General features: G+C 44.3%; 8 protein-coding genes. 3 read left to right on the forward strand and 5 right to left on the reverse strand.

All coding sequences use genetic code 11. From position 1 onward, the window contains the following. Window positions 1–4: 4 nt before the first annotated feature. The 4 genes from nirD to nirB (LF822_RS15420) are packed head-to-tail and all read right to left on the reverse strand — an operon-like array spanning window position 5 to window position 7,378. Window positions 5–328: a nitrite reductase small subunit NirD gene (nirD, locus tag LF822_RS15405; RefSeq protein ID WP_253924978.1), complete on the reverse strand. Its 324-nt coding sequence runs from the start codon at window positions 326–328 to the stop codon at window positions 5–7. Between the two features lie 19 nt (window positions 329–347). Then, a complete protein-coding gene (gene nirB, locus LF822_RS15410; protein ID WP_253924979.1) occupies window positions 348–2,765 on the reverse strand; it encodes a nitrite reductase large subunit NirB in 2,418 nt (805 codons plus the stop codon). Between the two features lie 44 nt (window positions 2,766–2,809). Then, on the reverse strand, window positions 2,810–4,972 hold the full coding sequence (gene nasC / locus LF822_RS15415; protein ID WP_253924980.1) for an assimilatory nitrate reductase catalytic subunit NasC: 2,163 nt from the start codon (window positions 4,970–4,972) through the stop codon (window positions 2,810–2,812). 45 nt (window positions 4,973–5,017) lie between these two features. After that, on the reverse strand, window positions 5,018–7,378 hold the full coding sequence (nirB, locus tag LF822_RS15420) for a nitrite reductase large subunit NirB (RefSeq protein WP_253924981.1): 2,361 nt from the start codon (window positions 7,376–7,378) through the stop codon (window positions 5,018–5,020). Between the two features lie 507 nt (window positions 7,379–7,885). Here nirB (LF822_RS15420) and LF822_RS15425 point away from each other — a divergent pair. Then, a complete protein-coding gene (locus tag LF822_RS15425) occupies window positions 7,886–9,466 on the forward strand; it encodes a BCCT family transporter (protein WP_253924982.1) in 1,581 nt (526 codons plus the stop codon). Between the two features lie 584 nt (window positions 9,467–10,050). Here the strand turns inward: LF822_RS15425 and LF822_RS15430 are convergent. Beyond that, entirely contained in the window at window positions 10,051–10,422 is a 372-nt protein-coding gene (locus LF822_RS15430) for a YbaN family protein (protein WP_253924983.1), read from the reverse strand. Window positions 10,423–10,669: 247 nt separating this feature from the next. On the opposite strand from LF822_RS15430, the gene LF822_RS15435 reads away from it, so the two are divergent. Together LF822_RS15435 and katG are read left to right on the forward strand one after the other, a co-directional pair. Then, complete coding sequence (locus tag LF822_RS15435; RefSeq protein ID WP_253924984.1) at window positions 10,670–11,836, forward strand: DUF4317 domain-containing protein; 1,167 nt, start codon at window positions 10,670–10,672, stop codon at window positions 11,834–11,836. A 593-nt stretch (window positions 11,837–12,429) separates the two neighbouring features. Next, the gene (katG, locus tag LF822_RS15440; RefSeq protein ID WP_253924985.1) at window positions 12,430–14,667 is read left to right on the forward strand and encodes a catalase/peroxidase HPI; all 2,238 of its coding nucleotides are present in this window, start codon (window positions 12,430–12,432) and stop codon (window positions 14,665–14,667) included. The last annotated feature ends 74 nt before the right edge of the window (window positions 14,668–14,741 follow it).

A 14,741-nucleotide genomic window follows, 5' to 3' on the forward strand; every position in this document is an offset into this window, starting at 1 on the left:
TCATTTATTCTGGGATATAAATGTAGACGTCTCCATTCTGTACTTCTACGTCATACGTTTGAACACAACCTGTATCAGGATCCTGAACCTTCCCATCCACGACACTGATCTTCCAATCGTGCATAGGACAGAAAACATGCTCCCCGCTCACCATTCCTTCAGCGAGCACACCACCTTTATGAGGGCAGCGATTCTCAATAACTCGTATATTATCGTCCGCTAATTTAAAAATCGCCAGCTCCAGACCTCCCGCTTCAACCGTTCTCCCTAACTTCTCAGGAAGATCACTCAGCTTTGCAGCGAACACTCTCTTTAAAACTTGTTCCATCTCAAATTCCTCCTTAGATTTAGTTTGAACCTGCAGCAACTTTTACGTTTTTGTAAAGATCCCGAAGCAGAGTTTCACTTTCAATGGCTTCTTTCCAAGGATCCTGTTGTTGAACAACAGCCAGTGCTTCATTCATCCTCTGGATTAATTCAATGAATGTCTTCTTATTAGAAAGGACGCTTTGAATGTGATCGAGTCCTACCCGTTCAACCCAGGCAGACGTTCTTTCCAAGTAATTGGCATCCTCACGATAATACTGCAGGAAGGCGGCTGTGGCATCTATTACTTCCTCCTCTGTTTTCACTTTGGATAAAAGTTCAGCCTGTCTCATGTGAGTCCCGCCATTTCCACCTACATAGATTTCAAATTCTCCATCGAGGCCCACAACCCCGACATCTTTCACTGATCCTTCTGCACAATTCCGCGGGCAGGCAGATACACTCATTTTAACTTTGTGCGGTGTGTTCAAACCTTCAAACTTCTTCTCCATCTGCACCCCTAATCCAATGGAATCCTGGGTGCCAAACCGGCAGAAATCTGCACCTACGCACGTTTTTACAGTTCGCAAACCTTTCGCATAAGCTGATCCTGATGGCATATCGAGCTCTGACCAAATGCGGGGGAGATCCTCTTTCTGAACCCCTAAGAGGTCAAGTCTCTGCCCTCCGGTTACTTTAATCATCTTCACCTCATATTTATCAGCCACATCGGCAATCTTCCGTAAATCTTCGGAGTTGGTTACCCCGCCATACATTCTGGGCACAACTGAATACGTGCCGTCGTTTTGTATATTAGCGTGCAGCCTTTCGTTTACGAAGCGGGATTCTTTCTCATCCTTGTATTCTGACGGATTGATCATCCCGAGATAGTAATTTAAAGCCGGCTTACATTTTGAACATCCTTCTTCGGTCTTCCACTCCAGAACATTCATGACCTCACGAATGTGAGTCAGTCCTTTAGATTTTATTTCTTCCACCACTTCATCTCTCGATAATGAAGTGCACGCGCATATTGATTCCTTTTGATTATGATCATATTCATCACCTAATGTATGCTCAAGCAAGTCAGCTACAAGGGGTTTGCAGCCTCCGCAGGAACGCGAGGCACTTGTACATCCTTTAACCTGATCGACTGTGGTAAGCCCCTGCTCACCTATCGCGTTAACGATCGTTCCTTTTGTAACCCCATTACAGCCGCATACAATTTCTTCAGAGCCCATCGAGGCAATGAAATCGATTCCAGCCGCATCGCTTTTATCCTGGTCAAGATATTCTTCAATGGCTGCTCCCTTATTAATCAAAGACAACAGCTGATTGCCTTCCTTCGTATCTCCGAACAGCACGGCTCCTGTTATCTTGCCCTCGTCAACGAGCACTTTCTGATAAATACCGCGCCAGTCATCGAATACTTTCACCGTTTTCGTGTCTTCGTCTTCGTTGATTTTACCTGTCGAGAACACGTCTACTCCTGAGACCTTCAACTGGGTGGATAAAACCGACCCCTGGTACCCTTCACTTTCTATGCCGCATATTTTCTTAGCCATTTCCTGCCCTTGCTGATAAAGAGGAGCAACAAGACCATATACCATTTCTCTATGCTCCGCACATTCTCCCACCGCATAAACATTTAGTATTTCGGTTTCTAAATGGTCATTGACAATAATACCTCTGTTTACCGGAATACCGCTTTGACTTGCCAGCGCTGCGTTTGGACGGATGCCGACCGCCATGACGACAAGATCAGCTTCAACTTCTTCGCCGTCTTTAAACCGCAGACCTTCCACTCGATCCTCTCCGATAATTTCTTGCGACTGTTTCTCCAGCAGGAAGTTCATGCCCTGCTTCTCAAGCTCCTTCTGCAGCATCTTCCCTGCTGTCCGGTCTAACTGACGCTCCATCAGGAAATCTGCGATGTGTACGACATCAACCTCCATCCCTAAATTCAGCAGACCCCGGGCCGCTTCTAAACCGAGCAGACCGCCGCCAATAACTACTGCCTTCTTATATTGCTCAGCGGATTCAATCATTTGTTCGCAGTCTTTTATGTCTCGAAAAGCAGTAACCCCTTCTTTATCAGCTCCCGGCAGCGGCAGCATGAAAGGTACAGAGCCTGTCGCCATGATCAGCTTGTCATAAGGTACCTGCCTGTCTTTATCCGTAGTGACTGTCTGCTTCTCCGTATCCACCGCTGTTACTGTTTCACCAGGGTATAACAGGATATTATTCTCTTCGTACCACTCCCAGGAATTTAAGGTAATATCACTGATCTCTGTATCCCCTTGAAGTACTTTGGATAATTGAATCCGGTCGTAGTTAGGATATGGTTCACTGCCAAACACCGTTATATCAAATTGATCAGGTGATAATTTCAAGATTTCCTCTACTGCCCGAACTCCAGCCATACCGTTACCGATCAGTACTAACTTCTGCTTTTCCATGACGCAAATCCCTCCAAATAATTATTCTCCAAAATTCCTGGCACCTAGCTTTTCAGTAATGCTTCTGCTTGATTATGCGCAGGTTCCACATTGACCGCTGCCAGCTTAAAGCCCGGCATCCGGCAGTCAGGATCTAATTCATCTGCTACGAGACGATTCACATTTTGTTCCCCGCCCCAGTGAAAGGGGACAAATACTGTATCCTTTCGTATCTGCTCTGAATACTTACTGCGGACGACAATACTTCCAAATGCCGAAGTTACTCGTACGAGCATATTTGCTTTCAATTTAAATTTCTCCCCGGTACTCGGGTGGATTTCCATAAAGGATTCAATATGCCGCGCTGCCAGCGAAGGGCTTTTCCTCGTCTGTTCCCCTGTTAAGTAATGCGACATTACTCTTCCGGTAGTTAAGAAGAGTGGGAATTCATCGGTTATACTTTCCTTTTGAGTTCCTAAGATGCCCCCGGTGAAGACCATTTCAGCTTTTCCACCTTCATGAGCAAATCCATTCTCAAACAACCGCTGTGTCCCTTCGTGTTCTAAGTCCGGACACGGCCAAAGTATCCCCTGATTTCTCTTGATCTTCTCATAAGTTATTCCGTAGTAATCGGCCCTTGCGCCTCGAGTGGCCCACCGCAATTCATTAAATATGTCTTCAGAAGATTCATAGCTGAACTTCTCCCCTTCTCCCATTACAGCTGCGATTTCACTAATAATCTGCCAATCATGCTTCACTTCCCCGGGCAGCGGCCGGCTTGCTTCTCTTAACGTCACTCTCCCCTCCACATTTGTCATCGTTCCCGGGTCCTCGAGGTAAGAAGAGGACGGTAAAACCAGGTCTGCAAGCTGGGCTGTTTCTGATAGAAACATATCAACTGCAACGAGAAAATTAAGGTTAGTAAGAGCCTTTTTCACAAAATTGGCATTCGGATTTGAGACGACCGGGTTTGAACACATGACGAGCATTCCTTTAATCGTGCCTCGCTCCATCTCTTCAAACATTTCATAGGCAGAAACGCCTTTTCGAGGAATCTGATCTGCTTCAACTCCCCATACTTCCGCAACGTGAGCACGATCGTCTTCATTTTCAATGGAACGATACCCCGGGAGCTGATCAGCCTTCTGTCCGTGCTCTCTTCCCCCTTGTCCATTTCCCTGTCCGGTAATAGCTCCGTAGCCTGAGTAAGGCCTGCCTATTTTACCGGTAGCAAGCAAGAGGTTAATGAAGCTTCTAACAGCCGCTGTTCCGTCAATTTGCTGTTCAATACCTCTAGCAGTAAATATCATTCCTGACTCTTCTTGCCCAAAGGTAAGAGCTGTCTGATACAACTGATTCTCAGAAACGCCTGTTACGTTCGCATATTTTTCTAAATCTAACGAGCAGGCCTCATGAGCCGCCTCTTCAAACCCATTCACTCGTTCAGAAATAAAAGTTTTATCAACTAAGTTTTCTTCCACAATGATTTTTAGTAGAGCGCGGGCTAAAGCTAAGTCTGATCCCGGTTTATTTTTCAAGTGCAGGTCAGCAACAGCTGTGGTTGCTGTTTCTCTCGGATCTATGGCAATAATATATGCTCCATTTTCTTTCGCCTGTTCAAAATATGGCATGATCGTTGGCTGACATTCTGCTATATTTGTTCCTGCGAGGATAATACACTTTGTATGCGGTACTTCCTGCAAAGAATTAGTAAGTCCCCGATCCACTCCAAAACTTTGATTAGCCCCGGTGGCTGCTGAAGCCATACACAGCCTGCCATTGTAATCAATATGTTTCGTCTTCAAGCCGATTCTGGCAAACTTCCCTAATAGATAGGCTTCTTCATTCGTAAGTGAACCACTCCCGTAAACGGATAAAGCATCACGACCATCATTCTCTTGAATCTCGTTAAATCGATTACGAATGACTCTCATTGCTTCACTCCAGCTGACAGGGACAAATTCTCCATTCTTTTTAAGTAACGGGTACATGAGCCGGTCTCTATGGAGAGTGTGCTGATGAGCATTCATGCCTTTTACACACAACCTGCCCTGGGTCGTAGGATTGTCCCTGCCAATGGTTTTATAAGTCGTACGGGAAACGACCTTTTGCTCAATGAGCTGCATTTTGCACTGCATGCTGCAAAAAGGACACTGAGAATCGAAGACTTTCTCTGACTGGACATCCTGCTGTTTACTGCGGAAATACTTCAACATTAATTCAGTCAAGCCGACTCATCCTTTGTTTATATATTGATAGTATTGAACTTTCATTTAAGCTTTGATTAAATGTTCCTTCTTAATGGCAGCATCTTCACTCAATGTTCGTATGAGCTCCTCACACAGCTCTTCGTTAAATAATGCCTCTCGAATGTGAATAAGGGAGAGCCTGTCCATCCACTGCCACGTCCTCTCTAAATACCGGGCAGACTTGCGGTAGTATTGCAGGCATCCTAGAATCATTCGTTCCAGCTGTATATCGTCCTCCGCTATACACAAAAGCTGGCCTTTCCTAGCATTTCGACCGCTGCTTCCACCTATATACATCTCCCAGCTTCCGTCCACCTTTATGGCACCTATATCTTTCGTAGTAGAACCGGCACCATTATGGATACACGAAGAAATTCCGATCTTTAAGCGGTAGGGTGTCTGCAGCAGCTCTGTCTTTTTTTCAATTGCCCGGGCAATATTAAGGGCAGATTGTTTATGACATTGACAATCATGATTTCCGATATTTGTTTTTACTGGTTCCACCCGATTTCCATAAGGAGCACGAAGCGGCATGTCAAGCATGTTCCAGACAGAACGTAAATCTTGTTTATTTATACCAAGCAAATGAATTCTTTGGTCGCTGGCCACCGCCATATTGGAGATATTAAATTTCTCTGCTGTTTGTGTTATATTTTTGAGCTGTTCAATCGTCACTTCTCCTCCATACAATTGAGGAACCACAGCATAGCTGCCATCCTGCTGAGCCTTCGCATTCATGTAATCATTTATAAATACATCCTCTTTGCGGTCTGTGCTGTATTCTGGATGAATCATTCCTAAATAGTAATCCAGGGCAAGCCTGCAGGTAGAGCAGCCAGTCAGATTCAACCACCCCAGCCGAACCATCACTTCCTCAGCACTTGATAAATTTTGAATTTGTATTTGCTCTACAAGCTCGTCCTCTGTCAAGCCCGTGCAGCTACAAAGCGTCGGCTCATCAATCACCCCTTCATCAAAACCATCACTTTTTATATAATCAAGTAAATCCGAAACCAGCGGCTTACACCCGCCGCACGAGCTTGCAGCTTTAGTACACTCTCTCACCTGGGGTACAGTCGTTAACCCCCTTTGTTGGACCGCCTGAATAATTGTTCCTTTACTCACACTATTGCAGGAACAAATGTGCTTTTCTAAAGAGTAAGAAGCAGCCGGTGATTGTTGTGGATCTGGACTTTCCAGCAATAACGATTTATCCTTCGATGACAACGGCTTTTGTTTGACGATGGTGTCCAACACCGCAGGTCCGGCTCTTGTATCACCAAACATTACAGTGCCGACAGCTTTGTTTCCTTGAAATACGATCTTCTTATATATGGAATCCACTTCATTGTAATAATGAATCGCTTTTGTTTCTGAACCTGGTTGGATTTCACCAGCTGAAAATAAATGCACGCCTGATATCTTCAACTGTGTATACAACAGAGATCCTTTGTATCCGCCGGTACTTTTCCGACATAAATGCTTCGCCAACACTTCCGCCTGTTCATATAAAGGCTGAACTAATCCATACACATTGCCATTATGCTCAACACATTCACCAACAGCGTATATATCCTGCTCACTTGTCTGCAGATGGTCATTGACGATAATGCCCCGGCCCGTTTGAATCCCGCTCTCTTCGGCTAATTTAATGTTAGGTCTAACCCCGGCCGCCATAACGACTAAGTCGGCTTCAATCGTCGTGCCGTCTTTAAAACGGACAGCCTTTACCCTGTCTTCCCCTATGATTTCTTCGGTTACTTTCTTCAGCAGAAAATTCATTCCTTGTTCTTCGAGCTGCTCCTGAAGCATTAAAGAAGCTTGTTTATCCAGCTGCCGTTCCATAATATATTTGGAGATATGTACAACATCTGTTTTCATCCCCAGGTTTACTAATCCTCTTGCTGCTTCTAAACCCAGTAGTCCCCCTCCAATGACAACTGCCTTTGAAAACTTCTCCGCTGTTTCCATCATCCGTTCACAGTCTTTAATCGTCCTAAAGGCAATAACTCCTTCTTTGTCATTTCCTGCAATCGGCAGAATAAACGGAGAAGATCCCGTAGCAATCACCAATTTATCAAACGTAACCTCCCTGCTTTTATCGGTGACCAGCTTCTTATCATCCTTGTCGATGGTAAGGACAGTTTCCCCTGTGAAAAGCTGAATATTATTCTCTTCATACCAGCTGCAGGGTTGAATGGTAATATCGTCGACGGTAGTATCCCCCTGCAAAACTGACGAAAGCATAATTCTGCTGTAGCTTGTATGAGGTTCACTGCCAAACATTACAACGTTATAAAAGTCCGGGTCTTCCTTTAACAGGTTGCGTACAAATCTTATGGCTGCCATCCCATTCCCTATAACTACAAGTCTCTGCTTTTTCATCCTGAACCTCCAACGACTTTATTTTATGTGGGTTACATGCGTTTGAAATGTTTGAATATTAAATTAAATATATCACAGAGAGTCCTATCTTGTAACTATTTATGTTAAGAAAGTTAACATTAGTAATATTTATTGAGGAACTTATACCTAAATAATGTTTATAAAATTAGAAGGTTTGGCTTGTTTTTTTATTTAACGTCAAGAAAGTTAACATGAATAACTATTCCCGATAGACAGGCTCTGATTTAATCACTGTTGTATACACTTGGATTGGAGGGGAAGGATAATATATGTAGTTACTGTTCACTCAGAGCAAATTCTCTAGTATACTAGCAAACACCCAGCCGTACGAATTTAAAATTCCTGACATGAATCTACTTAAAATAGGGTATGGGTACTAGCATAATACTCTAAATGATTGGGGCTGATATTCCTAAACAAGGAGATATGAATCCGGACAATATAAAACTGAATAAACTAAATTTCAATACTTAAAGGAGACTTGTCATGGATACAAATAAACCCAAAGGGAAATTCATGAATAGGGTTTTTTGGATTTCTTTTCTTATCATTTTTGTATTCGCTTTATGGGGTGGGTTAGCGCCCGGCGCCCTGGCCTCACAAGCTGAAAACATTTATGGTTTTATCGCGAACACCTTTGGATGGTTCTACTTAGTGTTTGTGCTATTTTTAATTCTTTTCAATTTTTACTTAGCATTTAGTAAATACGGAAAAATCCGCTTGGGCGGAGACGACGTCAAACCAAAATACCCTCTGTTCACCTGGATCGCCATGCTGTTCAGCTGTGGGTTTGGTGTAAGTATTGTTTTCTGGGGAGTTGCTGAGCCGATGACTCATTTCGGCACACCGCCTCCATTTGACGGAAACGTGGAACCTGAGTCGGCTGATGCCGCCCGAGTAGCTATGTGGAATGCGTTCTTTAACAACGGGATTCACCAGTGGGCCTCCTTTACATTCGTCGGTCTTGCCTTATCCTACTTTATTTATCGTCAGGACGAACGCAGCTTGATCAGTGATACGATGAACTCGGTCATAGGAAGCACAGGGAAGAAACCGCTTCGAAACACTGTAGATATCATTGCCATCATTGCCACCGTTATGGGGGTTGCGACCACGCTTGGTTTAAGTGTTCTTCAAATCAACAGCGGACTTGGCAGTGTATTTAACGCTCCTTCCGGCGGCGCTACTCAAATCGCTATTGTAATAGTTATGTTTGTTTTCTTCATGTTATCCACCCTCTCAGGTCTTGACCGGGGGATTAAATACTTAAGTAATGCCAACCTGGGAATTGCCTTATTCTTAATGATTGCTGTACTGATTATAGGTCCAACAGGATTTATACTTGATACGATTACAATGGGAATAGGAGATTATCTGCAGAACTTCTTCCAGGCCAGCTTAAGACTTGACCAATACACAGACGGCACATGGGTACAGGACTGGCCGGTTTATTACTGGGCCTGGACGATTGCCTGGGCACCATTTGTCGGTATGTTCGTAGCCCGTATTTCAAAAGGCCGTACGGTCCGGGAATTCGTGCTCGGCGTTATGGTCGCACCGCCATTCATCGGTATTATCTGGATCGGTATATTCGGAGGAACAGCGATCAACCTCGATCTTTTCCATGGTACGGACATTGCCGGAGCCGTTGCAGAAGACGAAGCTACCGCTTTGTTTAGTATGCTGGATAATCTGCCATTAGGTCCCATTCTGTCAGTCCTATCAATCTGCCTGTTGTTTACTTTCTTAGTAACTTCAGCTGACTCGGCTACATTCGTACTGGGCATGATGAGCTCAAACGGGGATACAAACCCAGCTGGCGTCGTTAAGGTTGTATGGGGTTCTTTAATTGCTGCCTTAGCCGTGATCCTCATATTAAGTGCAGGTTTAGAAGGGCTGCAGACGGCATCGCTGATCGGAGCACTGCCATTCTCCATTGTTCTGTTTATCTCCTGTCTATCGTTACTCAAGTCTATACGGGAAGATTACAAAGAAGCGAGGCTTGAGGAAGAACGCAAGCGTCACCGTAGAATTCAGAAGCAGATTGAAGATTATAATTCAGATTGATTATTTAAAAGAAAAAGCAGTGACCACGTTCGCGGTCACTGCTCAGGCTGTCGAGAAAGTCAAGGCAGCCTGATTTTTTCTGATTTCTTTCATTTTTCACCACGATCTTTTGTTATCTTGAGGATAAGAATCTATATAGAAAGTGAAGGAACAGGCGCTGATGACAGCTGCCTATCAAAAAGACTCTCCTTCATCTAGCAAGGGTGATCTAGGTGAAGGAGAGTCTTTTTCTATCTTAAAGAAACCCCAAGGAGCGTGGCCTTTTAGACTGTTGAAAAAGCCTGGATGGATGTACACTTGGTAGAATCTAGAAAAATAGGAAAAAGCGCCGCTTTTAAGAGGGGCAGACGGAAAGTCTCCTCGGTCACGACAGTTCACTTTCCGCAAATGCCCATAAATTTGTCTATTTGCCCATAAGTTGAAATTATCGCCCGTAAATTCTTGAAATGACCCATAAACGGCGATAAATGCCCATAAATCGAGAACGATCCCCCCCGCGATAATTTCTTATTCTGAAAGGTTTCTCAACAAACTGAAAGCAGTGACCAAGCGTCACTGCTTTTTTATCTTTTCACAATAGTTACTCACTTGATGGTGTTTAAAGATAACATAAACCAGGTAAAATATACCGCAAGCCCTATCATAATAACTTTCACAAAAAATAAAGGAACGACAAACAACGCAGAATAGAGAATCGAAATCCATAAAACCGTAACCCCTACGATCTTGGCTTTAAGAGGGATCCCACGATGTTCCCGGTAGTTCTTAATGTAATGGCCAAAATATTTATTCTCCAGCAGCCACCAATACATGCGGTCCGAGCTGCGGAAAAAGCACGCAGCAGCTAAAAGGAGTAAGGGTGTTGTAGGAACTAAAGGCAGGACGATGCCGAGGATGCCAATCCCTAATGACACACAGCCTGAGATAATTAGGAAAACTTTTTTTACTTTCTGCATATAAAATACCCCGCAACGTTGAAATCTCCTTCAACCTTACCACAATTAACCTTTATACGGAATGAGCAGGTAATACCGCAGCAATACGCTGTAAAAGGATCTTGATGCGCATTTGATCCTGTTATCTAGCAAAAGTCCAATCCATGGATCGTTTACATCTTAACGGAAGGATGTAAAATAGACCATATGATAAAATAGAAACACCTCCTCCAGAGAACAGCGAGGAAAGTTTAGGAGTGGACAATGAATGGATAAAAAAGATATAGCCGGCATCCGCCGACAGCTCAAAGTCGATAATGATCTATTGAAGATCCGTGATATTTTCAACGTCTATATAATGAAGGAAACAACCGACATCTACCATCACCAGAGCCAGCCGTTCGAAATGCTCGATACTGATCAGCAGGAACTTTTCATGAATAATTTCAAGAAAACACTGTCAGGGCAGCTGGATGAAAAATTATTTGAACTGAAATTTCAGCGTGACGTCGAGAACAGCAGTCAATTTATTTTACATAAAGGGTTGTTAAGCAGCGAGGTCGAGGACTGGAAGGAACAAATGCTGCAGATGACAGAGAAAATGATTAAAGACCATCCGTACGAAAAGGACGTCGTCATTACGTTCATTCGCGCCGAATACTTAAAGCCGATGAAAAACCGCAATGATGAAGCGGAGGTAAGTGAACGGGACGCCGTCTACTCTAACCCCTTTATTCTGTGCAGCATCAACAAAACAGAGGAGCCGAAAAAAGAAATCCAGTTCGATTATGTGGAAAAAGAATTTAAATACAAGATCGAAGTAGATCCAGTTATTGACCTAAAGAACCCGATGACAGGATTTCTTTTCCCTACTATTACCGATGGAGCTTCAGACGTAAACCATGTTCTTTATGCCTCAGGAAAAGCGAATGAGCCTGACTATCGTTTCATTGAAGACGTATTAAATGGAGAAGAAATCATGACTGCAAAGGAAGACAAAACCGTCTTTGAGGAAGTCATCAGGGATGTCGTAGGCGACCAGCTCAATCCTTCCACGCTCGCTAACGTATACGGAGAAATCAATCGTGTCGTAGAAGAAAATGAAGAGGATGAAGCACCGAGGCTCGATTATAAGGACGTCGAGCGAGTTCTGTCACAAAGCGGCGAGAACGTAGAATCGGAAAAAATAAAAACCGCTTTTCAAAGAGTGACAGATGACGAAGGGTATGAGCTGAAAGCAAGCAGCATAGTGCCGAAATATAAATCAAAATCTATTAAAATTAATACAAAGATCGCCAACATTTCCATCAGCCCGCAGGACCTGGAATATGTAAGGCAGGTTAATTATAAAGGGAAGCGCTGCATCATGATTGAAATTGAAGAAGACGCTGAAATTGACGGATTTAAAATGCTGCCTGAAGCGTTTGGTGAATGATTTTTAATAAAGCAGAAGCTGATAGAAGAATTTATTCTATCAGCTTCTGCTTCTTTACTGACCAGAGAGAAAAATCCGGCTCCTCACTCCTCCAGCTCAACACTCTGGCTGCTCTCCCCGGAGAATGATACCGGGTGAGTGATCTTCAATGATGAAATCTCTAATAGTGGATACACCCCTGCATTTTGAACAAAAAACATAATTAATTAGTTTACTCCTAATATCTTTAGGTAATGAAACCCACTTTGGGATAACTAGTCTAGCGACTCCATAGATTTAACTACGATCATCCTCTCCCCTCCCGCTTCAAAGCAACTTCCTGCATCACTTTGGAAAACTATTCTTTAAAACCGATAAAATCTACTATAAATTCAGTAAATTTGTTAAAATAATGGGTAGACAACCATTACTTCCGTCACAATAACTTTCATACTTCTCAAAGCTTAGGGTGAGTCAATCACTTTCTCAACTGCCTAATTGAAAATAATTTCAAGAATTTGAGTATCTTGCTTTCAATTCATCCGCTAGTTTATTATAATTATAATTTGATAGAGATTATAATTATTTTCCACATAAAGAAAGGGGAATGAAATATGGACAAGAATGAAATGCATGAAAGCCAGGCTGGAAAATGCCCTGTATCACACGGAAAAACTGAAGAAGAGAATGCAATTACCACCTCAAAAGTTGGTACGACCAATAAAGATTGGTGGCCCAATCAACTGAACCTGCATATTTTACATCAGCACGATAAAAAGACGAACCCTATGGGGGAAGACTTTGATTATGAAGAGGAATTTAAAAAACTGGACTATTACGAATTAAAGCAGGACCTACGCGAACTAATGACAGACAGCCAGGACTGGTGGCCTGCTGACTACGGTCACTACGGCCCACTCTTTATCCGGATGTCATGGCACGCTGCCGGTACGTACCGTACGGGGGACGGCCGCGGCGGCGGAGCAACCGGTACACAGCGTTTCGCCCCTCTAAACAGCTGGCCGGATAACGCCAACCTGGATAAAGCACGGCGTCTGCTATGGCCGATTAAACAGAAGTACGGAAACAAAATTTCCTGGGCTGACTTACTTGTACTGACAGGAAATGTCGCGCTTGAATCGATGGGATTGAAAACATTCGGTTTTGCCGGAGGACGTAAAGACGTCTGGCATCCTGAAGAAGACGTCTACTGGGGAACTGAAAAAGAATGGCTAGGAGATAACCGTTACTCAGGCGACCGCGAGCTGGAAAATCCGCTTGCCGCCGTACAGATGGGTCTGATTTACGTAAACCCTGAAGGGCCAAACGGAAATCCGGATCCGCTGGCAAGTGCACAGGACATTCGCGAAACATTTGCCCGTATGGGAATGAATGATGAAGAAACAGTTGCCTTAATCGCCGGCGGTCACACATTCGGTAAAGCTCACGGTGCCGGAGACCCTGAAAAAGTCAGCGCGTCACCAGAAGCCGCTGATATCGAAGAGCAGGGATTAGGCTGGCAGAGCACGCACGGAAGCGGTAAAGGCCGTGACACGATCACGAGCGGTGTAGATGGTGCATGGACAGCCAACCCGACTGTATGGGATAACGGATATTACGATTTATTATTTGGCTACGAATGGGAACTTACAAAGAGCGCTGCAGGCGCCAACCAATGGGCCCCGGTAAACCCTAAAGAAGAAGACCTTGCACCGGACGCAGAAGACTCTTCTGTCCGTGTTCCAACGTTTATGACAACTGCCGATATGGCATTACGTATGGACCCGGATTATGAAAAAATTTCACGACACTACCATGAAAACCCGGATGAATTCGCAGATGCCTTCGCGCGAGCATGGTTTAAGCTGCTTCACCGTGACATGGGGCCTAAATCAAGATACCTCGGACCTGAAGTTCCAGAAGAAGATCTCATCTGGCAGGATCCAATCCCTGAAGCAGACTATGAATTATCAGATGCTGAAATCTCAGAGCTGAAAGCAAAGATTCTTAATACAGGATTATCTGTCAGCGAACTCGTCACAACAGCATGGGCTTCCGCAAGTACGTACCGCGGCTCCGACATGCGCGGTGGTGCGAATGGCGCCCGTATCCGCCTGGCTCCTCAGAAGAATTGGGAAGTGAACGAGCCTGAACAGCTTGAAAAAGTACTTGCTGTTTACGAAGACATCCAAAACCAGCTAGATAAGAAAGTCAGCATTGCTGATTTAATTGTCCTCGGCGGAAGCGCAGCCGTAGAAAAAGCTGCCAAAGACGCAGGTGTTGACATTACCGTTCCATTCGCACCAGGACGCGGCGATGCCACACAAGCGGAAACAGATGTTGAAAGCTTTGAAGTATTTGAGCCAATGGCAGATGGTTTCCGAAACTACGAGAAGAAAGCCTACACACTGAGCCCCGAGGAACTATTAGTAGACAAAGCTCAGCTGCTCGGCCTCTCCGCACCGGAAATGACTGTCCTGATCGGCGGCATGCGTGCGCTTGGAACAAACCACGGCGGTACTGACCACGGTGTATTCACAGACCGTGCCGGCGAACTTACGAACGACTTCTTCGTCAATCTGCTTGATATGGGCATTGAATGGAAGCCGTCAGACTACAACCTTTACGAAGGACGCGACCGCCAAACTGGCGAACTCGTCCGCACAGCTACACGTGTGGATCTCGTATTCGGTTCAAACTCTGTCCTTCGTGCTCTTGCTGAAGTATATGCACAAGAAGATAACAGAGAAAAATTTGTGCGTGACTTCGTGAATGCATGGGTGAAAGTGATGAATGCGGATCGTTTTGATCTTAAACAATCTAGTGATTTGACAGTGTCTCAACAGGCATAATAAATAAAAGCACCTTACCTGGATGCTTGAAGCGGGTTGTTTGGCTTCTAAGGCATTGGGTAAGGTGCTTTTTT

Origin of the sequence: Halobacillus sp. A5, assembly GCF_024189315.1 — a bacterium.
In the GTDB taxonomy this organism is placed as follows: Bacteria; Bacillota; Bacilli; order Bacillales; family Halobacillaceae; genus Halobacillus_A.